The 24,108-nt window shown below is 69.7% G+C and carries 23 protein-coding genes, 1 pseudogene and 1 riboswitch; of the genes and pseudogenes, 8 read left to right on the top strand and 16 right to left on the bottom strand.

The annotated features are described in order from the left end of the window. Positions 1–19 precede the first annotated feature (19 nt). The 5 genes from ABD080_RS08690 to ABD080_RS08670 form a co-directional block, all read right to left on the bottom strand. Positions 20–1,087, bottom strand: a complete 1,068-nt coding sequence (locus tag ABD080_RS08690; RefSeq protein ID WP_343904415.1) for a tyrosine-type recombinase/integrase — start codon at positions 1,085–1,087, stop codon at positions 20–22. After that, positions 1,084–1,257, bottom strand: a complete 174-nt coding sequence (locus ABD080_RS08685; protein ID WP_343904414.1) for a helix-turn-helix transcriptional regulator — start codon at positions 1,255–1,257, stop codon at positions 1,084–1,086. Before ABD080_RS08685 ends, ABD080_RS08690 begins: the two co-directional genes overlap by 4 nt. Beyond that, on the bottom strand, positions 1,250–2,728 hold the full coding sequence (locus ABD080_RS08680) for a replication initiator (protein ID WP_343904672.1): 1,479 nt from the start codon (positions 2,726–2,728) through the stop codon (positions 1,250–1,252). The genes ABD080_RS08685 and ABD080_RS08680 overlap by 8 nt, the downstream gene beginning before the upstream one ends. Before the next feature lie 72 nt (positions 2,729–2,800). Beyond that, on the bottom strand, positions 2,801–4,342 hold the full coding sequence (locus tag ABD080_RS08675; protein WP_343904413.1) for a hypothetical protein: 1,542 nt from the start codon (positions 4,340–4,342) through the stop codon (positions 2,801–2,803). Further along, positions 4,342–4,716 carry a hypothetical protein gene (locus tag ABD080_RS08670; protein WP_343904412.1) on the bottom strand — a complete coding sequence of 125 codons (375 nt, stop codon included), beginning with the start codon at positions 4,714–4,716 and terminating at the stop codon, positions 4,342–4,344. The genes ABD080_RS08675 and ABD080_RS08670 overlap by 1 nt, the downstream gene beginning before the upstream one ends. Positions 4,717–4,823: 107 nt before the next feature. Between ABD080_RS08670 and ABD080_RS08665 the strand changes: the two genes are divergently transcribed. Continuing rightward, the gene (locus ABD080_RS08665; RefSeq protein WP_343904411.1) at positions 4,824–5,549 is read left to right on the top strand and encodes a hypothetical protein; all 726 of its coding nucleotides are present in this window, start codon (positions 4,824–4,826) and stop codon (positions 5,547–5,549) included. Between the two features lie 95 nt (positions 5,550–5,644). Here the strand turns inward: ABD080_RS08665 and ABD080_RS08660 are convergent, their stop codons facing one another. Both ABD080_RS08660 and ABD080_RS08655 read right to left on the bottom strand, forming a co-directional pair. Further along, positions 5,645–7,402, bottom strand: a complete 1,758-nt coding sequence (locus ABD080_RS08660) for an ATP-dependent nuclease (protein ID WP_343904410.1) — start codon at positions 7,400–7,402, stop codon at positions 5,645–5,647. Positions 7,403–7,771: 369 nt separating this feature from the next. Further along, entirely contained in the window at positions 7,772–8,200 is a 429-nt protein-coding gene (locus ABD080_RS08655; RefSeq protein WP_343904409.1) for a hypothetical protein, read from the bottom strand. Positions 8,201–8,761: 561 nt separating this feature from the next. Between ABD080_RS08655 and ABD080_RS08650 the strand changes: the two genes are divergently transcribed. Then, entirely contained in the window at positions 8,762–9,253 is a 492-nt protein-coding gene (locus ABD080_RS08650; RefSeq protein ID WP_343904408.1) for a hypothetical protein, read from the top strand. Between the two features lie 175 nt (positions 9,254–9,428). On the opposite strand, the pseudogene ABD080_RS08645 reads toward ABD080_RS08650, so the two are convergent. Both ABD080_RS08645 and ABD080_RS08640 read right to left on the bottom strand, forming a co-directional pair. Further along, a pseudogene (locus ABD080_RS08645) lies at positions 9,429–10,022 on the bottom strand (alpha/beta hydrolase fold domain-containing protein); the annotation flags it as partial. A 190-nt stretch (positions 10,023–10,212) separates the two neighbouring features. After that, positions 10,213–10,674 (bottom strand): MarR family winged helix-turn-helix transcriptional regulator, encoded by a 462-nt coding sequence (locus ABD080_RS08640; protein WP_343904407.1) that lies wholly within the window; start codon positions 10,672–10,674, stop codon positions 10,213–10,215. Between the two features lie 169 nt (positions 10,675–10,843). On the opposite strand from ABD080_RS08640, the gene ABD080_RS08635 reads away from it, so the two are divergent. From ABD080_RS08635 to ABD080_RS08620, 4 genes are all read left to right on the top strand, one after another. Beyond that, a complete protein-coding gene (locus ABD080_RS08635; RefSeq protein WP_343904406.1) occupies positions 10,844–12,058 on the top strand; it encodes an MFS transporter in 1,215 nt (404 codons plus the stop codon). Positions 12,059–12,147: 89 nt separating this feature from the next. Further along, the gene (locus ABD080_RS08630; protein ID WP_343904405.1) at positions 12,148–12,972 is read left to right on the top strand and encodes an aldo/keto reductase; all 825 of its coding nucleotides are present in this window, start codon (positions 12,148–12,150) and stop codon (positions 12,970–12,972) included. A 102-nt stretch (positions 12,973–13,074) separates the two neighbouring features. Beyond that, on the top strand, positions 13,075–13,344 hold the full coding sequence (locus ABD080_RS08625) for a hypothetical protein (protein ID WP_343904404.1): 270 nt from the start codon (positions 13,075–13,077) through the stop codon (positions 13,342–13,344). 151 nt (positions 13,345–13,495) lie between these two features. Continuing rightward, positions 13,496–13,648: a hypothetical protein gene (locus ABD080_RS08620; protein WP_168198050.1), complete on the top strand. Its 153-nt coding sequence runs from the start codon at positions 13,496–13,498 to the stop codon at positions 13,646–13,648. 125 nt (positions 13,649–13,773) lie between these two features. Here ABD080_RS08620 and ABD080_RS08615 read toward each other — a convergent pair whose 3' ends face one another. Both ABD080_RS08615 and ABD080_RS08610 read right to left on the bottom strand, forming a co-directional pair. Beyond that, entirely contained in the window at positions 13,774–14,874 is a 1,101-nt protein-coding gene (locus tag ABD080_RS08615; RefSeq protein ID WP_343904403.1) for a Gfo/Idh/MocA family protein, read from the bottom strand. Positions 14,875–15,019: 145 nt separating this feature from the next. Beyond that, positions 15,020–15,316, bottom strand: a complete 297-nt coding sequence (locus ABD080_RS08610; RefSeq protein WP_343904402.1) for a Dabb family protein — start codon at positions 15,314–15,316, stop codon at positions 15,020–15,022. Between the two features lie 78 nt (positions 15,317–15,394). On the opposite strand from ABD080_RS08610, the gene ABD080_RS08605 reads away from it, so the two are divergent. After that, positions 15,395–16,081 carry a DNA alkylation repair protein gene (locus ABD080_RS08605; protein ID WP_137770065.1) on the top strand — a complete coding sequence of 229 codons (687 nt, stop codon included), beginning with the start codon at positions 15,395–15,397 and terminating at the stop codon, positions 16,079–16,081. A 37-nt stretch (positions 16,082–16,118) separates the two neighbouring features. Here the strand turns inward: ABD080_RS08605 and ABD080_RS08600 are convergent, their stop codons facing one another. The 5 genes from ABD080_RS08600 to ABD080_RS08580 form a co-directional block, all read right to left on the bottom strand. Further along, positions 16,119–17,852: a bifunctional 3'-5' exonuclease/DNA polymerase gene (locus tag ABD080_RS08600; RefSeq protein ID WP_343904401.1), complete on the bottom strand. Its 1,734-nt coding sequence runs from the start codon at positions 17,850–17,852 to the stop codon at positions 16,119–16,121. A 79-nt stretch (positions 17,853–17,931) separates the two neighbouring features. Further along, positions 17,932–19,146, bottom strand: a complete 1,215-nt coding sequence (gene fdhA, locus ABD080_RS08595; protein ID WP_343904400.1) for a formaldehyde dehydrogenase, glutathione-independent — start codon at positions 19,144–19,146, stop codon at positions 17,932–17,934. A gap of 208 nt (positions 19,147–19,354) precedes the next feature. After that, positions 19,355–19,558 carry a cold-shock protein gene (locus tag ABD080_RS08590; RefSeq protein ID WP_343904399.1) on the bottom strand — a complete coding sequence of 68 codons (204 nt, stop codon included), beginning with the start codon at positions 19,556–19,558 and terminating at the stop codon, positions 19,355–19,357. A 256-nt stretch (positions 19,559–19,814) separates the two neighbouring features. Beyond that, complete coding sequence (locus tag ABD080_RS08585) at positions 19,815–21,200, bottom strand: MFS transporter (RefSeq protein WP_343904398.1); 1,386 nt, start codon at positions 21,198–21,200, stop codon at positions 19,815–19,817. Beyond that, a riboswitch (TPP riboswitch) is annotated at positions 21,192–21,284 on the bottom strand. Its footprint overlaps the gene before it by 9 nt. A gap of 120 nt (positions 21,285–21,404) precedes the next feature. Further along, positions 21,405–21,887, bottom strand: a complete 483-nt coding sequence (locus ABD080_RS08580) for a hypothetical protein (RefSeq protein WP_343904397.1) — start codon at positions 21,885–21,887, stop codon at positions 21,405–21,407. A gap of 100 nt (positions 21,888–21,987) precedes the next feature. Here ABD080_RS08580 and ABD080_RS08575 point away from each other — a divergent pair, with 100 nt between their 5' ends. Beyond that, positions 21,988–23,994, top strand: coding sequence for a S9 family peptidase (locus ABD080_RS08575; protein ID WP_343904396.1), 2,007 nt, complete (start codon positions 21,988–21,990; stop codon positions 23,992–23,994). Positions 23,995–24,108 lie beyond the last annotated feature (114 nt).

Raw genomic sequence — 24,108 nt, 5'->3', positions numbered from 1 at the left:
TGACCAGCGAGGACGGCCGTCATCGGACGGTCTCCTGCGATCCCTGGGTCGCCTGTGACCCCCGCGTGACACCCGCCCTGCCGTTCACCAGCTCCAGCGCCGCGACATCTTCGCTACCCGCCACGTGGGTGTAGCGCGATGTGACCGACAGCGAAGAATGCCCGGCCCAGGTCCGCACCGTCGCCAGCGGCACACCGGCACGCACCCACTCTGAGACCGCTACATGCCGAAGGTCGTACAGCCGCAGCTCCGGGGCGATCACTGACCAGCGCACGTCTCGACGCAGGTTCCGCGATGCGATCAGACCTCCCCCGGGAGCTGTGAAGACGCGCTCCCGAGGGGAACGTTCCGACATGTGCTGCTCCAGGTCGCCGCGCACCGCAGCAGCGACGGGGACGAACCGCGCCTGGTGGTTCTTCACGTCCTTCTCCGGATGCCCCTCAGGATGGGACCGCAGCACCCGGAGGCGCCCCCCGGACACGTCACCGACTCGGAGAGCTCTCATCTCGCCCGGGCGGAGACCGGTGTACGCCATTACCCGCACGTACAGGCGGTACCCCGGGTCGTTGATCTGCGCCGCGATCATCTCCACGTCGTCCCACGTCGCCATGGTCGCGGCATGATTCGGGGCCTCCCCTGCGACTTTCACACCCTTTGCCGGGTTGTCGGTGCGAAAACCACGACGTACGGCCCACCCGAAGAACGCCGAGAGCGAGATCAGGGCACGCCTCTTCGTCCCCGCCGAGACACGGAGCCGGTGAATGTAGCGCTCAACCTCCGCATGGGTAAGCTCCCCCACCGGTGACCGCGACACCGAGACCGGGAGAGCATTCAGGAACCGACGGTCCGTCGCCACCGTCGAGGCGGCAACTCGCCCCTCGCGGTCGGACAAGAACTCTGCCACCGCAGCGGCAACGGTCGTGCTCTTGCCGAGCCGGGGATCGAACCCTCCAGCAAGACGCACGCGCTCAGCAGCTTCCCACGCCAAAGCGTCCTTCTTGCGGTCGAACGTCTTCGTCGAGACCACGTGCCGCCCACGCTTGACCCGGGCCCGGAACCTCCCCGAGGGAAGCTTGTCCACGCTCACGCCGCGACCTCGCGCAGCCAGGCCTCGACGTCTGCGCGCGCGTACCGAGGAAGCGACGGCGCCAACCAGGTCACCCGCGGCCCGATCCCCGCTGTGCGCCACCGGCACAGTGTCGATTTGTCGACCCGCAGCCATTGAGCGACCTCCGCGCTCGTCATGTACTCATCCATCTCCCGTTCCTTTCTTGAATCTCTGCTCTCTATGACGTTCCGACCGCAGCTGTGCGTACTCGCGGGCTCGTGCAGCCGCAGCCTCCGCCAGCTCCTTGTCTCCCTGGCTCCCCCAGCCGCTGCCGACGAACTCCCATGACGACGCGACCACCAACGTCGTTTCCTCGTCCGAGAGGAGGTACGCCTCCAGATCAGCAACATCGAGCGGTTCACCCGCGCGCACTGCCTCAGCCTTCAGCCGAGCGAACCGGCGCCGCGCCGCGCGCAACCTACCCAAGGTCACGGAGTAGGCCCGCGACTTGGTCGAGAAGTGCCCCCGGAACCCGAGCATCCGCGCCCACTTCCCGAGCAGCACGTACGGCGAGTCCTCCGCGAAGGCATAGGCCCGTTTCGACAGTGCCCAGCACTCCCGCTCCATCCGCTGGTGGTGGGGACTCGGCACCGCATCTCCACTGGTGGACTTCGTTGCGTACTTCGCCAGGTAGCCCGCGACCTGGCCCGCGTGCAGTTCGTCGCTGCTCTGTGCGTCATCGAGCATGTCCCCCGAGCGCCCCGCACGGACGACCTTGGCGTCGAACTGGTTCCCGAAGCGCAGAACCCGCAGCACGTCATCACCGTCCACGGGAGGTGCCTCCACTCGCACGCTTCGCACGGCTTTCTCCACCAGGATCGCCAGCATCCGCCCGTCGATGGGTGATGGGGAACCGGGACCATCCGGACCGTCCAGGCGGATCAGCGCATGGAAGTGCACGAGACCTCGAGCCTGGAACTCCGCGACTTTCGCGTACTGCACCGTCGCGACCTTCCGCAGACCCGCGCTCGTCATTCCCAGGTGCGCGGCAAGAACGCGCCGCAGCGCGATAGTGGCTCGGCGCCACAGCTCGGGAGCATGCCACTGCCAAACCACCGCCGATGTCCAGTCGTAGCACTCCCAGCACAACGGCGAGCCCAGCAGGCGATCCCCTTCCGGATGCGATGCATGGCAGCCCCGCAGACGACCGTGGGAGCAGGCCTCTGCGTCGCTCCGAGGACGGCAGCGCCCTTCGCCTCGCAGCCCATGAACGTGGCCGAATGATGGAGCGGTCATGGTCGCGAACACCAGTGGATTGTTCGCCACCGCCTTGGGAACCTGCTTGCCACCCAGCAGGCCCGTCCGGATCAGCTCGAAGGTGTCCCGCGCGTAGATGCGAGAGCAGGCCGGGCACTTGTCCGCGCGTCGATTCCCGCAGGGAACTCGGACCACTCCATCGTGCGCCTGCGAGGAGCTGAACGTCTCGACAGCTCCAGTCCGTATGTCCACTGCCGTTGACGAACCACGCAGCCGGACCGGATGCGAACACCACCCCAAACGCGATGCCGACTCGCTCCACTGAGACCACTGGCCCGTCCGGACACACCGTTCCGCAGCCTGTCGGGCCGCCGGGGAAAGCTGCGCTATGTCAAGGTCAGGCAACGCACCTGCACCCGGCATACGAGAGGAGACAAAGCCAGTGAGCAGAGCCTCATCCATGGCGAGCCACAGCCTGCCCGCACGTCTGCGTCATCACGCGGCCTCGTTCCGTGGCTTCCGCGAGCTCCTCGAACTTCGCGACCGTGAGGAGGCCTCCGTGCGTCGCGTCGGCGACGGTGAGTCCGTGTTCTCTTCCTGGTCCTTCTTCGACTCACGGACAATCGGTCCAATCACCGACCGACGAAGGTCTGCATGCTCGGCGGCAATCTGCCCAGCCACCTCACTGGACAGGTAGCCGAATCGTACGACTTCTCGGTCTCCGTTCTCGGACGCGACCACCGCATACCCGGGAACGGCAGGCAACGAGGTTGCTGACGGCTCATCGGGCCCCGGCGCCGTGCCCAGAATCGCGCGCTCCGCCTCATGGGTCTTCACACGGAAAGCGATGGCGCTGGCGGCATTCGCACCGATGGTCGTCGGGAGCGAATCGCTCGTTGGCTTCTGAGTCGTCGGTATGACCCAGATCCCGACCGAACGCCCCTTCCGCACGAGAACCGAGAGCGCCGCCTCCGTGCGCTGCCGGTACGCCAGGGCGTCCTTATCGGCCCTCGGGATCATCTCCTTGTCCAGCACGGTCTGGCACTCGTCAACTACCACCACCAGTAGCGGGATATCGGGCGACGGCCCACCCGTCTCCCAGATCGAAGGGCCACCGCGCATCTGGACCATCCCGTCCAGCCGGGAACGCATCACCTGCACCACGGCCTCGAGTTCGAGGGCCACTCGCTCCCGGTCCTCGTCATCGCGGTTGTAGAGAGCTGCCCGCGGGGCGAGCCATCCCCAGTCGTGCCCACCCTTGCCGTCCCAGACGAAGAACTGCACCGCAGGAGAAGAGACGAGCCCACTCAGCAGAGTCGCGAGACCACCGGTCTTCCCTCCACCAGGGAGCCCGCCCACGACCGTCCCGCTGCACTCTCGCAGCCTGTGGGTAGCAAGACTTCCGTCAGCCCGAACACCGTAGGGAACTGCGTCCCAGTCACCGGACCACGGCAACGGCCGGTCGAGAAGCGCAAGCTCAGCCCGCGCGTCACGTCGAGGCTCACTCAAGAACGTGATTCGGAAGTGCCCGCCCACGGCAGTCTGTTCCACACTCACGTCCTGTGCACCATCGATGATCGCGAGCCGATCCCACAGGACCGCCTCCACCGCATAAGGGTCCGTCAGCGAGGCCAAAGGAGCATCGATCGTCCACACTCCCCGCGCGAAGCTCGTCCGATAAAGGGTGGTGTCATCGGAAGTGACGAAACCGAACTTCCGTAGCAACCCGTTACCTGCACTGCGCTCCCGAGCCTCACGGCGCCGCCGCAGCTCCGACGCAACCGGCAGCGCCTTCGTCACCCAGGGGAACCGCCGCGACAGGATCGCCAGAACCACGAGCACACCCGCAACCACGACGGTGCGCACGGGCCATGACGCGTAAGCATCAGCATCCGCCGACCAGGCCATAGCGAACACCGTTAACCAAGCGAGCGCGACCCAGAATCGCCGGAACAGCCAAGACGCGGAGATGAAGAGCACCGCCAGGCAGCCCCCGGCGAGAGCCGCAGCCCAGTCGTCATCCTTCCGGGCCGACATCAGGCGGCCGCCTTCTTCGCGTCCTCACTGCCAGCGATGGACTCAGCCGACCACGAGCACGCGATCGAGTTCGTGCGACGATCCACACGGACTGAGACCGACAAGCCGTCGAACGAGACCGGTCGGAAGGGCTGCACGCTCGGCTTGCTCATCGCACCGACCGTCACCTTCTCCGAGAGCGTCGACGCTCTCCCCCACTCCTCCGACCGGTAGACGCACTCCACCGCCCAGAGGGGCATCCCCGTGTCCCCGTGACGAGCCTGGTTGTCGCCAGGCCGACGCTTGCCATCGACCTCGACCCACTCCATGACGGGCTCCACCACACCCGTGCCGATCATCTGCTGCTTGCTGCTGTCCACGGCGAACGTCGCCATCTCAACCACCCCTTCCGGTGTCGTGGTTGCAAGCGTCGCACGCAGCGTGCCATTTGGCAAGCATCTCCTGCCGTGCGGCACTCCGTGCCTGCCAGTAGCATGGCTGGATGGCACCGAACGACTACTTCGAAGAGCTACGCGAGCTCCACGGCGCGGTCCCTCCAGCCGTAGCACAAGCCGCGGTCCGCCTCATCGAGCACAGCCGGCAGTTTCAAGTCCCGGAACCAAGCGATATTGGATACGACTGGGCAATATCGGAAATAAACCACGCCTCCCTCTCTATGCTTGCACTCTCGGATGCGCGTTCACTACTCACTGCCTACTTCCGGGAGATTGCCGACCCGAGGCCCTCAATGACAGAAGTAGCTAAAGCCCAATCAATCTCACCCACGACTTTGAGACGGCGATACACTCCTAATCACGTTGCAGCAATCAAGCATCTCATCGAAGGCACGGGTCAAATCGATGACATACTTGGCCCCTTCGACATGCTATTCGACCTCGACCTCGCCGGACTTTCAAAAGCACGTGACGAGGAGATCGCGATTCGAGACCAGCTAGCCGAAGCCTACGAAGTCGTTGAGGTCTCGCTCGCGCGAAAGTTAGGACCGTCCATACCGGACGCAGATGAAGAAAACCCCTACTATCTAGATCCCGTCTTCGAGCGCAATATCCTTCACCCAAGGCGACGCCGCCGCCTCTTAACAGATTACAATGAGAATATCATGCGCGATGCCATATCGGGCAACGCGGTACTGACACAGATCTGGAAGCAATGGACGGCACCTCCACCTCAAGAGAACTACGAAGACCCCGACACTCCCCCGTTCTAGTAGCCGAAAATCCAATCGCGCGAAGATCACGCGGGAAAACGCCTCGATGGAGGGCCGCCCCTCCCCGAAGGTTCAGGAAGTAACCATCGCGTGGACTAGTCCGTGGCGCCCTTACCCCAGACCGCTTCACCAAGTGCCTCAAGGACAGGAAGCGAAGAATCCTTAAAAGGCTGCTCGGTGACGTGCTTTACGGCATCACTGATAGTCCTTTTTGCCGTCGTCAGGTTGTCCGCCTCGCCACCCGAAACACCAAGCACGGATGCGGCGGCAGTAAAATTCTCTGACCACTTCTTCCGTGGGTTCTTGAACTGATTCTCTTTGAATGTTCGCCCAAAGGTCTCGGCGAGTGAGTCAAGGTAAACTTCAGGATTCAGAAGATCCTCAATTTCCGACTGTATCCGGCCCGCGTCGCGCAGCACGAAAATACTCTTGCGATCTATTATTCCCTCATCGTGGAGTCGTTCGGCTTCCATGCTCCCGGCTTTGTCGCCATCGAGCACCACAAGAATGCGGCAGGCGGTAGATCGTTCTTGCTGTATTAGCCGTGCAATTTTACCACTGCCTGTCGCGGCCTTGAAAACAATGCGACCAGCCGCAATATCTGTCGCATCTGACACGCTGAGAAAGCTGAGCGCGACGGGTAGGATCGCAGCGTCCGTCAGCCCCTCGGTAATGATGACGACCTCGGCCGAGTTCAAATTGTCGTGCAGTTCGACCCCTAGAACCTCTCGGATATCCTTCACCGAACGCGCGGCCGAAGCCGTATTGCCCCTAACGAGAACATTCGCTGAAACCTTCTCACGGTTCACAAAAATAGGATTATGCGTGGCCAGAACCACTTGCTGCTCACGAGCAATCTTCGTGAAGAGTGTGAGTAGGTCATGCACCGCGCGCGAGTGTAGGTGCGCCTCGGGTTCGTCCACCAGGAGGACCAAGTTTGATTCCGCGCCGCTCGCCCGCTCACGCGCAAGATGCTGAATCAGCGCCAGAGAGAACAGGCTCTTAATGCCGTCCCCCTTCTGCTCGAGCGAAGTCGCCGATCCGTCATCAATAGTGACGCGATTTATGCTCTGCGAGGATCGCACGTCGCGCTGCTCAAGTTCAACCGACTCAACGCCAGGAAGATAGCTTGAAATAGTCAACTTAAGGTCGGATTGAACGCCCTCAACTACGTCTGCTCGAAGCTCATTAACTTTGCGGAGTGCTTCTTGGTAATCTTCGGTGCGCGCGAGCTCAGCTAGGCGGATTGAAGCGAGTTCATTGAGCAACGAGATAGCCTGCTCCATGGTACGCATCGCAGGCACCATGACGTAGTCAATCCGCTCACTTACGAAACGAGCAATCGCAGGAGCTTTCTTGCTGTACCCAGCGGCGCCCTTACCCGGTTTGACTACTTGGAGAGACGTTCTTGTGCGACCAAATCGAAGCTCGATCGGCAGGTCCCCATTATTATAAAGACCCGTTGCCTCTTTGAAGGCGATCATCTCGTTTTCGCTTAGCTTAAATCTAATGCGAATGACCGTCGGCTTGGGACTTGATGCCGATTGCTTGTGCAACGGGAAGTCTGTGACCCACTCATAGTTAACATCACGATGCCTATCGGGTCTCCTTCGTGGGCGATAGGACTCGTATACCATCATGACTTGGCGGCCCGTGAGTTCTCCAGTTCGGGTTGCCTCGTCCGGCAGGCTTCCCCAGGCATCGATGACACGGAGCCCCAATGCGACGGAACGCAATAGATTGCTCTTGCCCTCATTGTTTGGCCCAACCAAAGTTGTAAGGTCTGCAAGATCAAAACGTGTCTGGCGGCCGATCGACCGATAGTTACCCACTGTCACATCAGAAATCTTCATCGCCACTCCGTCCCAAACATCCGTGTCTTCGCCACAGAGCGGGCGACGTCTGTTCCACATGATGCCACGGATGCCCAGACCTACGACGTACTTCTAACATATTCACAGAACTTCAGCTCTCCTCCACGCGTACTTTGCCCATGCGTGGACGTCGCGGCCGCGGACTGTTCCCTCCGCCTTGGGTAGGTCGGGTGAGAACTTTCCTTACTGACTCAAGGCGGCGGCTACGCCGCCGCGCGGCAGCGCTGCGCCGTGCGCCCGCGTGTCCTCGCTCCGCTGCGGGCCGCGGTGCTCCGTCGCTGCGCCGCCGCATAGCAAGAGCCGGCCCCCTCCGATCAGGAAGAAGCCGGCCACTGCCAGGACGGGCGCTCAGTCTCCGGACAAGTCGTCCAACAGCGCCGCCTCCAACTCCGATCCCTGGACCAGACGGACCGTCACCTGAACGTCCTCAGCATCAAGCTCCCAAGCCTTCGCTGCGTACGCACGAATCTGCTCGTTCAGCTCTTCGAGGTCCTCAGCCACTAGAGCGCCCGCAGGAGTCAACACCACTCCCCGAAGCACACCGTCCACTTCGTACGCGACCGCTACGGCCTCCTTCACCGCACGTCCGTAGAGCGCAGGAGCGGGTCTGTCCCCCATGACAAGCCGCCAGAGCCCGGTGTGGATCCCGAACGCCTCCCTCGGAAGCCGAACGACGGCCGTGCCGTCCACCTCAATTTCTCCCGCCTCGAACCGCTCCGCGAACTCTGCAAGCCGCGCTTCGTCCGCAGCCTCGGCGTCTCGGTCTTCCTTGTTCATCACGACTTCCTCCACTAGAACTGGTTACGATCACGACCTCCGCCTTCCAGCTACAGGTGGAGCGCGGACAGTAGGTAGACCACAGGACCTCGTCGCGCGGCCGTACTCGGGCGCTCCCATCGATTCACCGTGGGCGTGGGGCTGCCGCGAACGCTCCGCGTCCTTGCCCTCGGTACCATGCTGGGCACGTCGGTACGTGACCCCCTGGTGACCCCCGACGGCGCACTCGGCAGCGATCAGCTCCCTTCGGACACCCTGTGCACCACCTGCAACGGCGCAGGTGACAGCCTGCCCAGGACTCCTAAAGCGGGTGTCGGCAGTTCGAATCTGCCCGGGGGCACCATCACGGCCGTACTGCTCCTCCCCGACGGGGCCCACCGGATGACGCCGTCGGCGGCGCGGCGAGGGTGACGCCCAGGAGTCAGGGTCCACCGAGCAGACCGCGAGCGAAGCCGTCGACGATGACGAGCACGCGCGACATCACCACACCCATCGCGGACCTCCCCGCTTTCGACACAGAACCCCCACGAACTGGATGATCGGCGGCGGCATACTCGCCGCATGACCTCCTCCGCCTCGCTCCCCGCCCGCCTCGTCGGCCCGGTCGGAGCGGCAGCCGTGCTGGCCTATGCGGCCTTCGCAGCACTGCAGATCCAGGTGCTCAACCCGCTCGCCACGATGCCCGACCTCACGCTGGAGGAGATCCACGACGTCATCGACGGGAGGGATTCCGAGGACACCATGGGCTGGGGACTGATGACGGTCACCCTCCTCATCGGACCTGTCACCGCGGTGATCGTGGCAATCCTCGGCGTGCGCGGGCGAGTGAGTGCCGGAACCGTCGCGATGATCATGCTCGGCCTGCTCTCGCTCGGCTCACTCGCCTACCTGGTGGCGTCCTTCCCGGCCGGGATGACCCTGGCCCACACCTTCATGGTCGGGGGCGCAGATCACGCTCCATGGGCGACGATCCTGCACAGCGTCAGCGCGGTCTCGCTCTTCGCACTGGCGGGGGCGGTGATCGCCCGAGCGGTGCGCACGTCGATGAGATGAGTGGCGGCGTTCCGTTGCGGCGTCGCCCCCGCAAGACATCCCGGTCCGCGACCGTCTCGAGGACGGGTCATCGAGGGACGTCGGAGCTGCTGCGCGCTCGCGGCGTGGCCGTCGTCGTCGGACAGCCTCGTCCGGTCAGCTGAGAGCCGGCAGGGCCTACCTCACTCCCGGCCTGTCACCTCCCGCACCGCGCGGACGATCCTCGCCCGCGCCTCACGGCCCTCCGGGGTCGGCAGCAGCGGATGGACGTGGATCTGGCCCGGCGCCTCGTGGTGCTCGATCGGCCCCCCTCGCGCCGTGCGCGGCGCACGAACAGCCGCGTGTCGGTGTTCAGCAGGTCCCGCGTGCCGCTGAAGAGCAGCAGCGGGCCCAGTCCTCGGAGGTCGCCGAGGAACGGGTTCAGCACCGGATCCTCGCCGTGCTCGCCGATCCAGCGCTCGGTGAGCTCGAGCTGCCCGGCCCTCACGAGCCAGGGGTCGTGGGGCTGCACGGCGTCGATCTCCGGGTCCTGCATCCACAGGTCAAGGGCGGGGGCGATGAGGACGGTGAGATCCGCCGCCCTCCCCCTGTCCCGCAGCAGGAGCGCCGCGGAGAGCGTGATGGTGCCGCCCGCGGTATCGCCGTGCAGCACGAGCGGGCGCGCCGCCTCCTCGGCGAGGCGGGCGACGACGGGGACGACCGTCTCCGCGGTGCCGCCGTGCTGGACCAGCGGGTAGACGGGCAGCAGCACCTCGACCCGCGCCTCGACGGCGAGCTGCTGGGCGAGCCGCCAGTGGGCCGGGGCGGCGGTCGGTCCGCTCGGGCCGGAGGGTCAGCTGCGCGAGGCGGCGCCGCACGTCCTCGCGGGTGCGGTGGTGGCGGTCCGCGCGGCGCACGCGCATGGCGGCCGGCATGAGGCGGGCCGCGAGGCTCAGCCGCGGAGCGCCGGACCCACCGGGCTCCCTCCGGTCACCGCCCACCTAGCCGGCCGGGGCCGGCTCCGGCACCTGCTCGTGCAGCGCACGGGCGAGGCCGGAGAGCTCAGGGATCTCGGCGGCCTCGGCGAGGGCGCTCTCGAGCACCCGGTCGTGGGTGGGGTGCGCGGCCTCGAGAAGCGCGCGGCCGGGCGGGGTGAGCTCGGTGTAGATGCCGCGGCGGTCATGGGTGCAGAGGATGCGCACGAGCAGGCCGCGGTCCTCGAGGCGGGTGACCAGGCGCGTGGTGGCGCTGCTGGAGAGCGCGGCGGCGCGCGCGAGCTGGCGCATGCGCATGTGCCAGCCGTCCTGCCTGCTCAGCGCGTCGAGCACGGTGAACTCGACGACGGAGAGCTGGTGCTCCTTCTGCAGCGCCTGCTCGAGCTCGCCCTCGATGAGCCCGTGGAGCGCGGCGAGCGTGCGCCATCCCCGTGCCCGGATCTCCACGGCGTCGTCCGCGATGCCCATGTGGCCTCCCTTACTCGTACGAACGCACCCAGCATACCCTCCTTGCGCCGATAGCGCGCGTGTGCAACGATCTCGTCCGTCAGATTCCTTTGCGTCTGCAACTACTGCAGACGCGCTTCATCGTCTGGCGCAGGTTATCCCGCGCCGCACACCAGGAGGATCACCCCTCATGCCCCTCGCACTCCTCGCCCTCGCCGCAGGCGGGTTCGGCATCGGACTCACCGAGTTCGTCATCGCCGGCCTCCTGCCCGAGGTCTCCACGAGCCTCGGCGTCTCCGAGGCCACCGCCGGCGGCCTCATCTCCGGCTACGCCCTCGCCGTCGCGGTGGGCGGGATCCTCATGACCGTCGCGCTCTCCCGCGTGGACCGCAAGCGCGCCCTCCTGGCCCTGATGGTCTTCTTCATCGCCGGCAACCTGCTCTCCGCGCTCTCGCCCGACTACGCGACCATGCTCGCCGGCCGCATCATCGCCGCCCTCACCCACGGCGCGTTCTTCGGCATCGGCTCCGTCGTCGCGGCCTCCCTGGTCGCCCCGCAGAAGCAGTCCGGCGCGATCGCGCTCATGTTCGCGGGTCTCACCATCGCCAACGTGCTCGGCGTGCCGCTGGGCACGCTGCTCGGCCAGGCCGCCGGCTGGCGCTCCACCTTCTGGGCCATCACCCTCATCGGGATCCTCGCCCTGATCGGCATCGCGATCCTCGTGCCGCGCGGCGTCGCCGCCCCGCAGAGGAACGGCGGGAGCATCCTGCGCGAGTTCACGATCTTCCGCTCCGGCCAGGTGTGGGCCTCCATGCTCGTGACCGTGCTCGGCTACGGCGGCATGTTCGGCGCCTTCACCTACATCGCCTTCACCCTCACCGAGGTCTCCGGCTTCGCCTCCTCCTCGGTGCCGTGGCTGCTCGTGCTCTTCGGCGGCGGGCTCTTCATCGGCAACATCCTCGGCGGGCGCGCCGCGGACAAGCACGTGAGCCTCACCCTCGTCGTCGCGCTCTCCGCCCTGACCGCGGTCCTCGTGATCTTCGCGCTCACCGCGCAGAGCAAGGTCGCGACCATCGTCGCGCTCGTGCTCATGGGCGCCCTCGGCTTCGCGACCGTCCCGGCCCTCCAGACGCGGATCATGCGCCACGCGTCCGCGGCGCCCACGCTCGGCTCCGGCGCGAACATCGCCGCGTTCAACCTCGGCAACGCCTTCGGCGCCTGGGTGGGCGGCGTGACCATCACCGCGGGCCTCGGCTACACCTCCCCGCTGTGGGCCGACGCGGCGATCACCCTCGCGGGCCTCGCGATCCTGCTCGTCGCGGATCTCGCCCCCGGCGGCGAGCTGCGCCGACGGGGCACCGCGGAGGTCACCCCCGCCGCCGAGCCCGCGCTCGCGACCCGGTGACCCCAGCGGCCCCCCCCACCCGCTCCCCTCACCTCACCCACCTCCCGTCGGCCGACCCCGGCCGGCACCACCACCCGGAAGGACCCCTCATGACCACCTCCGTCCCCACCGTCCCCCTCCGCGACGGCAGCTCCATCCCGCAGCTCGGCTTCGGCGTCTTCCAGGTCCCGGACGACGAGACCACCGCCGCCGTGGGCCACGCGCTCGAGGCCGGCTACCGCAGCATCGACACGGCCGCCGTGTACGGCAACGAGCGCGGCGTGGGCCGGGCGATCGCCGCCGCGGGCCTCCCCCGCGAGGAGCTCTTCGTCACCACCAAGCTGTGGGTCGCCGACCTCGAGGACCCGCGCGCGGCGCTCGCGGCGAGCCTCGAGAAGCTGGGCCTGGACCACGTGGACCTCTTCCTCATCCACTGGCCGGCCCCCGCGACCGATGCCTACCTCGGCGCCTGGCAGACCCTCGAGGCGCTCCGGACGGAGGGCCTCACCCGCTCGATCGGCGTCTCGAACTTCCTGCCCGAGCGCCTGGACCGACTCGCCGAGCTCGGCGGGGAGCTGCCCGTGATCAACCAGGTGGAGCTGCACCCGGCGCTGCAGAACCGCGAGACCGTCGCGGCGAACGCCCGCCACGGCATCGTCACCGAGGCGTGGAGCCCCCTCGCGCAGGGCGCCGTGCTCTCCGACCAGGCCGTGCTCGACGCGGCGGAGGCCCACGGCGTCACCGCCGCCCAGGTGGTGCTGCGCTGGCACCTCCAGCAGGGTCGCGTGGTCATCCCGAAGTCCGTGACCCCGGCCCGGATCGCCCAGAACCTCGACGTGTTCGGCTTCGACCTCTCGCCGGAGGAGCTCACGGCGATCGACGCCCTGGAGCGCGACGGCCGCACCGGCCCCCACCCGGCCGAGTTCAACGGCTGATCCCCTCGACGGCCGACGGGGACGCCCGGCCCATCACCCGCGCGGTGGTGGGCCGGGCGTCCCCCGTTACGCTGTCCGGGACCGTTCGCCCTGAGGAGACCCGTGACCGACCGACCGCGCCGCCCCTTCGACGCCACCTGGCTGCCCTTCGGCATCCTCATCGGCACGATGCTCGGGATCGGCGTGGGGATCGAGCTGCTCGGCAACATCTGGGCCGGCGGCGCGGTGGGCGTGGGCCTGGGCCTCGCGATCGGGATCGCCCTGGGCCTGCGCGGCCGGCGCGGTCCGAGCGCCGAGGAGAGCGAGGACGCGATCATCGACGCGGCCGAGCGCGAGGCCGCCCGCCGGCGGGATCCTCGCAGCGACGACTGAGCGGGGGCGGGAGCGCGGATCGTTCCTCCCGAACGGTCTGTCATGCACATTCCAGGTGTCGTGCCCGAATCTCCGAGGTTCCGGTGCCATGCTGTGGATCACACCGGGTGAACCGGCGATGAACAGCCCCCTGCTTCCCGAGGAGGACTCGATGAAGATCACCGATACGCATGACACCGCAGCCGAGCACTTCGACTACCTGGCGGAGGAGACGGTCGACAGCGACGCCGACCTGATCGCACGCACTGCCGGCAGCTCCCGCCGCTCCGTCTCCGAGGAGCTCCAGGACAGGCGCTCCGCCTGACGGCACGGGGCGGAGCATGCTCCACCCCGTCTCCGCACCACCGCGAGCGGTGGGCCGCCCTTCCCCCTGGGCGGTCCACCGCTCGCGGCTTCTCCCTGCATCCCTGCGCGCGGCAGGGACCGGGCTCAGGCGCCGATGCCCACCTCGGCGCCCGCGGCGGCGGAGCGGTAGCAGGCCTCGAGGACCTCGGCGCGGCGCAGCGCGATCTCCCCGGTGTGCTCGGCGGGATCGCCATTGCGCACCACCTCGATGAAGTCCGCGACCGCGGCGGCATGGCGGCCGTCGGGGCCGATGGCCGGCTTGACCTCCGCGGGGAGCCCCGCGACCTCGGTCCAGACGGTGAGGTGGTCCCCCTCCGGCGTACCGAAGACGAGCTCCGCGCCGCCCTCGGTGCCGTACAGCGTCACCGAGCAGCGGTCCGAGGGGATCATCTGCGCCCAGCTCGCCTCGAGCAGCACGGTCGCCCCGTCCTCGAGTCGCAGGAAGGCCGTCGCGAGGTCCTCGACCTCGAAGGGGACGCCGTCGGCCACGTCGGAGATGCCGAAGCCGGAGCCGCCGCGCCCGCGCGGGCCGAAGTCCGCGTAGGTGCTCGCGGAGGCCGTGCGCACGGCGGGCTCGCCCAGCAGGTGCAGGGTCATGTCGAGCATGTGCACACCGATGTCCGCGAGGGCGCCGCCGCCGGACTTCTCGGCCTGCGTGAACCAGGTCCCCAGGCCCGGGATGCCCGCGCGGCGCACCCAGCCTGTCTTCGCGTAGTGGATCTCGCCCAGCACGCCGGACTCGATGACCTGGGCGAGGGCGGCGACGTCGCCGCGGCGGCGATGGTTGAAGGACACCTCGAGGATGCGCCCGGTACGGCGGGAGGCCTCGACCATCGAGCGGGCGGCCTCGGCGGACTGCGCCATCGGCTTCTCGGTGAGGACGTGCACACCGGCCTCGAGGGCGGCGATCGCCATGGGCGCGTGGAGGAAGGTGGGCGTGGCGACGGAGACGATGTCGAGATCGGCCTTCTCGAGCATCTCCTGCCAGTCCGGGTAGCGCAGCTCGACGCCGTGCTCGTCGCCGAAGCGGGTGAGCAGATGGTCCTCCATCGCGGAGAGCGCGACGAGATCCACGGTGGGATCGGCGGCGTAGGCGGCGACGTGCTGCTGGCCGGCCCAGCCCAGGCCGATCACGCCGGCGCGGAGTCGTCGCGGGGCGGAGGTGGCGGGGGTGGCGGTGGTCATCGGGAGGTCCCTTCGTCGGTGGAGGCGCCCGGCAACCCTAGTGGCTGCGGGGCCCCCGCGCCGTGGCGGGTCGGTGCCCGGGACCGCCGCCCCGGCGACGGCGCTCGCGGTGCACCGTCGACGGGCCGACCGACGGGGCTCCGGCTCAGGCGACGGGGACGAAGTCCTGCTCGGCGAAGTCCGCGACCTCGGTGGCCCAGCGGGAGGCGACGAAGCCGCGGTGGTCGGGGTGGGCGTCGTAGACGTCATAGGCGGCCTGGTCCGCGAAGGTCATGGCGAACTGGAAGCGGAAGGGGCTCTTGGTGCTCACCTGGCGGGAGACGGTGAAGTCCTGCACGCCGGGGATCGCGGTGAGCAGGGCGGGCCCGGCGGTGAGGAAGTCGCGCTCCTCGGCGGAGCCCTCGGCGTGGACGAGCGTGAAGGAGACGGTATGGCGGATCATGGAGGCACCGTAGCCGCCTGCCGCCCCCGCTCTTGGCACGAGCCATATCGTGGGCGGTCCGCCCCGGAGGAGCACGACATGACCGCGACCGACGACCCCGCCCGGACCGTCCCCGCCCTGCTCGAGGAGCTCGACGGCCTCGCGGACCCGCGGATCCTCGAGGTCAACCGGCGCCACGGCGACGAGCACGCGGTGAACCTCTCCGCCCTGCGCGCCGTCGCGAAGCGCCTGCGCTCGGACCACGAGCTCGCCCTCGCGCTGTGGGCCACCGGTCAGGTGGACGCCCGGCTGCTCGCCCTGCTCATCGCGAAGCCGCGCCTGCTCTCGCCGGAGGAGCTCGATGCGATGCTCCGCGAGGCGGGCACCCCGAAGGTGCAGGACTGGCTGGTCAACTACATGGTCCGCAAGTCCAAGCACACCGAGGAGCTGCGGGGGCGCTGGATGGAGGACCCGGACCCGGTCGTGCAGAGCGCCGGCTGGGCGCTCACCTCCGAGGCCGTCGCGAAGCGCCCCGAGGTGCTCGACCTGCCCGCCCTCCTCGACGACGTCGAGGCGCGGATGGCGACAGCGCCGGAGCGCCTGCAGTGGGCGATGAACCAGACCCTCGCGACGATCGGCATCGAGCATCCGGAGCTGCGCGAGCGCGCCCTCACGATCGGTGAGCGGCTCGGCGTGCTGCGGGACTACCCGACGGCCGTCGGCTGCATCTCGCCCTTCGCCCCGATCTGGATCACGGAGATGGTGGCGCGGCGCGAGGAGGCCTGAGGCCCGTCGGCCACGTCGGCCACCGACTCCGCCCGAGTCACTTCGCGGAGCGCTCCGTGATCGTCAGGTCCAGCGGGAAGTCGACGGGGCTGCCGGGGAACAGCAGCCTTCCCGCGGCGTCCGCGGCGTCGCGGACCGCCTGCGCGGCCTCCTCCGCATGCTCGCGCGGGGCGTGCACGATCACCTCGTCGTGCAGGAAGAACGCCAGGTGGGGACGGTTCCCGAGCGCCGGCCCCGAGGCGGTCGCCGCATGCTCCTCGGGAACAGGGGCGATCCGCGACAGCCGCAGGCGGAGGTCCGCGAGCCACGCGAGGGCCCACTCCGCGGCGGTCCCCTGGACCACGAAGTTGCGGGTGAAGCGGCCCCGGTCACGGCCGGCACGGCGGGCCCGCTCCTCGTCGGCGGTCGTCGCGTCGACCACCCCGCCGCGGGTCTGCACCGCCGCCCACTCCGGGCCCGGCGGCGGGGAGGTGCGCCCGAGCCAGGTGTGCACGGTCCCGCCCCGCTCCCCCGTCGCCGCCGCCTCGTCCACGAGCGCCATCGCGCGGGGGAAGGTGCGCCGCAGCCGCGGGACGAGGCGCCCCGCGTCCCCCGTCGTCGACCCGTAGAGCGCCCCGAGCACGGCGACCTTCGCCTCCGCCCGGGTCGCGACGACCCCGGCCTCGACGATGCCGGAGTAGAGGTCCTTGCCGCGGCCGGCGTCGGCCATCGCCCGGTCTCCCGCCATCGCGGCGAGCACCCGCGGCTCCAGCTGGGAGACGTCCGCTCCCACGAGCATCCAGCCGGGATCGGCGCGCAGCGCGGGCCGCAGCTGCCGCGGGATCTGCAGCGCACCGCCGCCGTTGGACGCCCAGCGCCCGGTGACGACGCCGCCCGGCAGATAGACGGGCCGGTAGCGGCCCTCGTGCACCCATTCGTCGATCCACGCCCACCCGTTCGCCGTGAGCAGCCGCGAGAGCTTCTTGTAGCGCAGCAACGGCTCGATCACCGGGTGGTCGTGCTCGGCGAGCTCCCACTGCGAGGTCGAGGAGACGTCGATCCCCGCGCGGCGCAGCGCCTTCAGCACCCGCGGCGGCGAGTCCAGGGACAGCATCGGATCACCCAGCGCGGTCCGCACCTGAGCGCCCACCTCGACCATGCGGGCCGGCGGCTGGCCGTGCCCGGGCCGGGGGCCCAGCTGCTCGGCGAGGATCCGATCGTGCTCGACCACGTCCCAGGGCATGCCCGCCGCCTGCAGCTCCGCCGCGACGAGCCCGCCGGCGGACTCCGCCGCGGCGAGCAGGCGCAGCGGTGAGGGATCCGCGGCGGAGGCGATCGCCGCCTGCTGCCGGGCGTGCTCGGCGAGCGTCTCCTCGAGGTCATGGGGCACGGCGGAGCCCGCCGCGGGGGCGACATCGAACAGCGTCGCGGCCGGGGGTCGGCCCTCCGCGGGGACGACGGGGCCGGTCTCCCAGGCGGTGGCGGCACGCAGCGCGGCGCCGTCGGTGACCGCGGCGGCGTGCTGGAGGATCGTGTGGACCAGGCGCAGGTCGTGGCATCGCTCCACGCGCACCCCGGCGGCGAGCAGCCCCGGGTACCAGGTGGCCGTGTCGCTCCACACCCAGCGCGGGGTCCCCGCAGCCTCGTGCCCGGCGACGACCTCCGCCAGCCGCTCCTCGTCGAACTCCTGCCGCGGGCCGGGCTCGCCGTCCCCGCCGATCTCGCACAGCGCCACCCGGCCACCGGCCAGGCGTCCCAGCACGCAGGTGGTGGGGCGAGGGGCGGCGGTCATGTGCCGAGGGTACTGCGGGTCCCTGACGCCGCCGGGCGCCCGGACCGCCCACGGTCCGGGCGTCCGGCGGCGCGGCCGACTACTTGATGTAGCCGTTGGGGTTCAGCACGTACTTCCTCGCCGCACCCTTGTCGAAGTCCGCGTAGGCCTGAGGCGCCTCGTCCAGCGGGATCGGGGTGGCCTTCACGGCCTTCGCGATCTGCACCTTGTCATGGAGGATCGCCTGCATCAGCTGGCGGTGGTACTTCATGACGGGGCACTGCCCGGTCGTGAACGACAGCGACTTCGCCCACCCGAGCCCCAGACGGATCGAGAGCGACCCCTCCTGGGCGGCGGCGTCCACACCGCCGGGGTCGCCGGTGACGTAGAGCCCGGGGATGCCGAGCGCGCCGCCCGCCTCCGTGAGATCCATGAGCGAGTTCAGCACCGTCGCCGGCGCCTCGTGGCCGGCGTCGGATCCGTGACCGCGGGCCTCGAAGCCCACGGCGTCCACGCCGCACTCGACCTCCGGGACGCCGAGCAGCTGCTCGATCTGGTCGCGCGGGTCCCCCTGCGAGACGTCCACCGTCTCGCAGCCGAAGGAGCGGGCCTGCTCGAGCCGGTCGGAGTTGAGGTCGCCGACGATCACGACGCCGGCGCCGAGCAGCTGCGCGCCGACGGCGGCGGCGAGGCCCACCGGACCGGCGCCCGCGATGTACACCGTCGAGCCCGGCTTCACGCCGGCGCTGTAGGCGCCGTGGAAGCCGGTCGGGAAGATGTCCGAGAGCATCGTGAGATCGAGGATCTTCTCGAGGGCCTGGTCCCTGTCGGGGAATGTCAGCAGGTTCCAGTCCGCGTACGGGGTGAGGACGTACTCGGCCTGGCCGCCGACCCAGCCGCCCATGTCGACGTACCCGTAGGCGCTGCCCGGGCGGTCCGGGTTCACGTTCAGGCAGATCCCGGTCTTGCCGTCCTTGCAGTTGCGGCAGCGGCCGCAGGCGATGTTGAAGGGGACCGAGACGATGTCGCCCTTCTTGATGAACTCGACGTCCGGGCCGACCTCGACCACCTCGCCGGTGATCTCGTGGCCCAGGATGAGCCCCTCCGGGGCGGTGGTGCGGCCGCGCACCATGTGCTGGTCGGAGCCGCAGATGTTGGTCGCGACGGTGCGCAGGATCGCGCCGTGGGGCACCTTCCGGCCGACGTTGGCCGGGTTCACCCCCGGACCGTCCTTCAGCTCGAACTCGGGGTAGGGGGTGTCGACCACCTCGACGTGGCCTGCTCCCTTGTACGCCACAGCTCTGTTCTCAGACATCATCGTCCTTCCGTGGAACCACTGACGAGCGGCACCGCGAGCGCACCGGGCGTCCGGTGCCGCGGGACCCGCGAGCACGGGACCCTCGCCGGCCAGCCTGCCCCGGCGATCAGGGAAAGACAAGGCCCGGAAGTTTTCCCTCCGGACATGACGGAGCGCCCGCCGGATCGTTCCGACGGGCGCTCCGTGAGCTGTGGGGCTCCGGGGCTCAGGCGCCCTGGATGTTCACGGCGGTGAGGCCGCGATCGGTGCGCTCCACCTCGAAGGAGACCTTCTGGTTCTCCTCGAGGTTGCGGTAGCCGGTGCCGGAGATGTTGCTGAAGTGGGCGAAGACGTCGTCCGAGCCGTCGTCGGGGGCGATGAAGCCGAAGCCCTTGTCGGCGTTGAACCACTTCACGGTGCCAGTTGCCATGTTCCTGTAATCCTTCGATGTCGTCGGCCGAGTCTCGGCCAATGATGCCTGCCGCCGGAAGACGCTCCGCCGACGACGTGGACCCCGAGAAGGGTCCGGCGGCACGCCGCGGACGACGTGCCGAGCACTAGGTTCGCAGACTTTCGCCCCGGATGCGAGCATGATTCCCCGATTGTTCATCGAAGGAGACCGATCGCTCGGTCCCGACCGCTCGGAAGCGCCCGATCGGAGGCCGCCGAGGACGGACATCCATCTCTCACCGCTCCCCGGCGAGCGCGACCGCGTCGAGGTCCCCGTCGAGGTCCGCGGGCGTGAGGCGCGGGCCGAGCCGGGCGCCGAGGATCAGCAGCGCCGCCCCGAGCACCATGAGCAGCAGCACCGACCCGCGAGGTCCGGTGATCCCGGCGAGCAGCGGGAGGTAGAAGGGGTACAGGGCCGGAAGCACGAGGGAGAGGCTGTAGGCGGAGCCGTACCCGGTGGAGCGCACGGCCGTGGGGAAACGCTCGGACAGATACGCGGAGACCGGGCCGTAGGCGGCGACGGTCACCACCTGCAGCAGCGCCGCGCAGAGCGCCGCCCGGGCGAGGCTCCCGGAGCCGACGGCCGCCCACCACAGGGGCGGCCCGAGGAGCAGGGCGGCGATCCCCCAGTGCGTGAGCAGTCGGCGCCGGCCGATCACCGTGGAGAGGTGCCCGGCGAGCGCCATCGCGAGCGCCTGGACGACGGAGGCGATGCCCATGGCGAGCGCGACCTCGGTGGCGGCGAGGGCACCGCCCTCCCCGAGCCGCGCGGTGAGCAGCAGGACCGTCGTGTTCGTGAGCAGCCAGAGCCCCGTCATCATGACGAAGGCCTGCCGGAAGGCGCCGGACCAGCGGCCTGCGAGCACCTGCCGGACGCCGCCCCGCACCGGCGTCGTATTCCCGTCCCTCCCGGCGCGGCGGGTGATGGGGGCGTCGACGACGTGCGAGCGGTAGTACAGCAGCATCCCCAGCGAGAGCAGCGCGCCGACGACGAACAGCAGTCGCCAGCCCCAGACGGCGTACTCCTCCGGCCCGAGCACCAGCAGCAGCGTGGCGGTCGCGAAGGCGATCGCCCCCTGCGCCCACGGCGCCATCGAGAGGATCAGCCCGCTCATGAGGCCGCGGCGGCGCGGCGGCGACCACTCCATGGCGAGCGGGATCGCGGCGGAGTACTCCCCGGCGACGAAGATGCCGCCCAGGAAGCGCAGGCCGAGGATCAGCGCGATCGTCCCGGCGCCCAGCAGCTCGTGGGTGGGCATCGCGGCGATCAGCAGCGCGCAGCCGGCGGTGCCGGCGATCGCGACCTGCGTGGTGCGGGTGCGGCCCAGGCGGTCGGAGATCCGGCCGAAGACGACCCCGCCGACGGGCCGACCGAGCATCATCGCGATGACGACGATCGCACCGGTCGCCGCGGCGACGCCGGGCCCGGCGACCGTGGCCAGCGCCGGGGTGAGCGCGGTGAGCGGCAGGAACACGTGGACGTTGTCGATGAAGTTCCCGACCACACCGGCGCGGAGCGCGGCGCGCCCCGAGGGCGGCAGACGGTCCGGCGGGCCGACGGGGCCGGGGCGGTCGACCTCGTCGATGGTGGGTGCATCGGTCGCGGGCAGGCGCGAGCGCATGGCGGACATCCCTTCGTCAGTACGAGCTGCATCAGGTTCCACGGGTGTGATCTCAGCGCCGACGGCGCACCCCGTGTCCGCGATCGAGTATCCCGGGTGCGGGGCGCAGCAGGCCGACGTGTCCACGGGACACCGCCGTCTTCGCGCCGAAGCCCGGGCGCGCCGACCGCCGTCGGCCGATCCACTCCTGCTGGCGCGCCGCCCTCAGCCGATCTCGTCCGGCCAGCTCTCCGGCATCGAGCCGTCCTCGGCGACAGGCACCATCCCGCGGTAGCCGGTGACGGTCTCCCAGTGGTCTCCGCGGGCACGGAGGAACAGGTAGACCTCACCGGCGTCCTCGATGCCCGAGAGGGCGTCCCGGCTCTCCCCGCAGCTGTACGGCAACGAGAGCACCTCGATGCTCGACCCCTCGCCGTCGGCCGGGGCTCCGGAGACCCACTCGGCAACCTGAACGGTCCACAGCGGCACGTCGTACAGCTCGTAGCGTCCCGTCGCGGGCGGACCGTCGGCTGTGCCGCGCACGACGGCGTCGGACTCCGCCGCCGCGTCCGCAGGCGTCTCCAGTTCGATCCAGTCGATGCAGCTCGCGGCGGTGGTCTCGTCCTCCGGGCGCGTCGCCGGGCCGTCGCAGCCGCTGAGGGCGGCCGCTCCGGCGAGCGCGGCGAGCAGAGTGCGTCGGCGGACCATGGGCACATCGTGCACCCGCCGGGCACCGTCGAGGAGGCCCGTGACCGCATCGCAACCGTGATCGTGCACCTGCCGTGGCCTGGCTCGATAGCGTGCAGGGATGACCGCTGACGCTCCCGCCTCCCCGTCCCTCGACCTCCGTGACGTGGAGGCGTTCCTGCGTGTGCCGCGGGTCTCCGCGATCGCCGCGGGCCCGGGCGGCCGGGCGGCCGCTGTGGTGCAAGAGGCCGACGAGCACCTCTCCCGTCTGGTCCCCGCCCTCTGGGAGCTCACGGCGGAGGGACCCGCCCGGCGGCTGACGGTCTCGGAGAAGGGCGAGTCCTCGCCGTGCTTCGCGCCGGACGGCTCGCTGCTGTTCACCTCCTCCCGACCCGATCCCACGGGCGAGGCGCCCGAGGGGACGACGGCGATCTGGCGGCTGCCGCTCGCCGGCGAGGCGCAGGTGCTCGCGCATGCGCCGGGCGGGCTCGAGCTGCTCGACGTGGCCGGCGACGGCACGATCCTCGCCGCGACGAGCGTGCTGCCCGGCGTGAGCCTCGAGGAGGACGCCGAGGCCCGCGCGGCACGGAAGGACGCGAAGCGCACGACGATCTGGCACACGGGCATGCCGATCCGGCAGTGGGACCACGAGCGCGGCGACTCCTCCCGCCACCTCCTGATCGTCACCGCGCAGGGCGAGCTGCGGGACCTCACGCCGGACGCCGGCACCCTGCCGCTGCACACCGCCTCCGCCGTGCTCGCGCGCGACGGGCGCACCGTCGTCACCGAGTGGACCGAGCGGATCGCCCGCGGGGAGACCCGCACCAGCCTGGTCCGCATCGACGGGGCGACCCGCGAGCGCACGCCGCTGCTCGAGGCGACGGACGAGCACGGCTACGACTCCCCCGTGCTGTCCCCGGACGGCCGGCTCCTCGCCGTCACCCGCTCGACCGTCTCCACCCCGACGGACACGAGCTACGGGCGCCTGGAGATCCACGACCTCGAGGGCGACGGCGTGGTCGCGGTCGACCTCGGCGACCTCACCGCCGGCCAGGTGGTGTGGCAGGCCGACGGCGGCACGCTGCTCGTGAGCGGGGACCTGCACTCCTCCGGCGCGGTGCTCGCGGTCGACCCCTCGACCGGCGCCGTCTCCACGCTCGCCGACGGCGGCGTGTTCTCCTCCCTCTCCCCCGCCGAGGACGGCTCCGTGCTCGCCCTGCGCAGCGACGTGGCGACGCCGGCCCGCCCGGTGCGGATCACCGCGGAGGGCGTCGTGGAGCTGCCCGCGCCGGGCGCCGTCGGCCCCCTGCCCGACACCCTCGAGAAGGTGACCACCACCGTGGGCGGTGTCGAGGTGCCCGGCTGGCTGTGCACGCCCGTGGGGGCGAGCGCCGAGGATCCCGCGCCCACGCTGCTGTGGGTGCACGGCGGCCCGCACTCCTCCTACAACGCGTGGAGCTGGCGCTGGTGCCCGTGGCTGTTCACCGCCCGCGGCTACGCGGTGCTGATGCCGGATCCGGCGATGTCCACCGGGTACGGGGACGCGGGGCTGAACCGCGGCTGGCCGCGCCGGCCCGACGTCGTCCTCGCCGAGTGCGAGGCGCTGCTGGACCTCGTGCTCGAGCGGCCCGAGCTCGACGGGACGCGCACGGCGATGCTCGGCGCGAGCTTCGGCGGGTTCATGGCGAACTGGATCGCCGGGCACACGGACCGCTTCGACGCGATCGTGAGCCATGCGGGGCTGTGGGCACTGCCGCAGCAGCACCGCACCACCGACGCGGCCGCCTCGAAGATGCGGGTGCACGGACACGAGGACGCGGATCCCGAGTGGTACCGCGCCTACTCCCCGAACGCGGCGGCCGCCGCGATCACCACGCCGATGCTCGTCACGCACGGCAGCCGCGACTTCCGGGTGCCGATCAGCGAGGCGCTGCGGCTGTGGTGGGACCTGGTCTCGCACTGGGACGGCGCCCCGGAGGACATGCCGCACCGCTTCCTGCAGCTCACGAGCGAGAACCACTGGGTGCTCACGCCGTCCAACGCGCTCACCTGGAACGAGACGGTGCTCGCCTTCCTCGACCAGCACGTGCGGGGAGGCGAGCCGATCCCCGAGGCGCTGCCCTGGTGACCGCCCCCGGCGACGCGACTTGACGAATGCTTGACCTTTTCTTGACCCTCTGGAACCGTGGGGCACCGCGGCCGGGGGAGCCGCGGGCGCTCGCTACGCCCCTCCCCTGCCGCG

The sequence above is a fragment of the Brachybacterium rhamnosum genome, from assembly GCF_039526185.1.
Taxonomy (GTDB): domain Bacteria; phylum Actinomycetota; class Actinomycetes; order Actinomycetales; family Dermabacteraceae; genus Brachybacterium; species Brachybacterium rhamnosum.
Note: the sequence above shows the minus strand (reverse complement) of the source record. Positions and strands in the feature narration are given on the sequence as shown.

What these genes read in the sequence shown, in the direction of transcription:
- ABD080_RS08635 (WP_343904406.1), top strand. Translation starts at nt 10,844, where the DNA reads ATGCCCCTCGCACTCCTCGCCCTCGCCGCAGGCGGGTTCGGCATCGGA.
- ABD080_RS08655 (WP_343904409.1), bottom strand. Translation starts at nt 8,200, where the DNA reads ATGAACAAGGAAGACCGAGACGCCGAGGCTGCGGACGAAGCGCGGCTT.
- ABD080_RS08575 (WP_343904396.1), top strand. Translation starts at nt 21,988, where the DNA reads ATGACCGCTGACGCTCCCGCCTCCCCGTCCCTCGACCTCCGTGACGTG.
- fdhA (WP_343904400.1), bottom strand. Translation starts at nt 19,146, where the DNA reads ATGTCTGAGAACAGAGCTGTGGCGTACAAGGGAGCAGGCCACGTCGAG.
- ABD080_RS08630 (WP_343904405.1), top strand. Translation starts at nt 12,148, where the DNA reads ATGACCACCTCCGTCCCCACCGTCCCCCTCCGCGACGGCAGCTCCATC.
- ABD080_RS08675 (WP_343904413.1), bottom strand. Translation starts at nt 4,342, where the DNA reads ATGTCGGCCCGGAAGGATGACGACTGGGCTGCGGCTCTCGCCGGGGGC.
- ABD080_RS08660 (WP_343904410.1), bottom strand. Translation starts at nt 7,402, where the DNA reads ATGAAGATTTCTGATGTGACAGTGGGTAACTATCGGTCGATCGGCCGC.
- ABD080_RS08600 (WP_343904401.1), bottom strand. Translation starts at nt 17,852, where the DNA reads ATGACCGCCGCCCCTCGCCCCACCACCTGCGTGCTGGGACGCCTGGCC.
- ABD080_RS08650 (WP_343904408.1), top strand. Translation starts at nt 8,762, where the DNA reads ATGACCTCCTCCGCCTCGCTCCCCGCCCGCCTCGTCGGCCCGGTCGGA.
- ABD080_RS08640 (WP_343904407.1), bottom strand. Translation starts at nt 10,674, where the DNA reads ATGGGCATCGCGGACGACGCCGTGGAGATCCGGGCACGGGGATGGCGC.
- ABD080_RS08615 (WP_343904403.1), bottom strand. Translation starts at nt 14,874, where the DNA reads ATGACCACCGCCACCCCCGCCACCTCCGCCCCGCGACGACTCCGCGCC.
- ABD080_RS08605 (WP_137770065.1), top strand. Translation starts at nt 15,395, where the DNA reads ATGACCGCGACCGACGACCCCGCCCGGACCGTCCCCGCCCTGCTCGAG.
- ABD080_RS08585 (WP_343904398.1), bottom strand. Translation starts at nt 21,200, where the DNA reads ATGCGCTCGCGCCTGCCCGCGACCGATGCACCCACCATCGACGAGGTC.
- ABD080_RS08680 (WP_343904672.1), bottom strand. Translation starts at nt 2,728, where the DNA reads ATGCCGGGTGCAGGTGCGTTGCCTGACCTTGACATAGCGCAGCTTTCC.
- ABD080_RS08590 (WP_343904399.1), bottom strand. Translation starts at nt 19,558, where the DNA reads ATGGCAACTGGCACCGTGAAGTGGTTCAACGCCGACAAGGGCTTCGGC.
- ABD080_RS08685 (WP_343904414.1), bottom strand. Translation starts at nt 1,257, where the DNA reads ATGGATGAGTACATGACGAGCGCGGAGGTCGCTCAATGGCTGCGGGTC.
- ABD080_RS08665 (WP_343904411.1), top strand. Translation starts at nt 4,824, where the DNA reads ATGGCACCGAACGACTACTTCGAAGAGCTACGCGAGCTCCACGGCGCG.
- ABD080_RS08670 (WP_343904412.1), bottom strand. Translation starts at nt 4,716, where the DNA reads ATGGCGACGTTCGCCGTGGACAGCAGCAAGCAGCAGATGATCGGCACG.
- ABD080_RS08580 (WP_343904397.1), bottom strand. Translation starts at nt 21,887, where the DNA reads ATGGTCCGCCGACGCACTCTGCTCGCCGCGCTCGCCGGAGCGGCCGCC.
- ABD080_RS08610 (WP_343904402.1), bottom strand. Translation starts at nt 15,316, where the DNA reads ATGATCCGCCATACCGTCTCCTTCACGCTCGTCCACGCCGAGGGCTCC.
- ABD080_RS08620 (WP_168198050.1), top strand. Translation starts at nt 13,496, where the DNA reads ATGAAGATCACCGATACGCATGACACCGCAGCCGAGCACTTCGACTAC.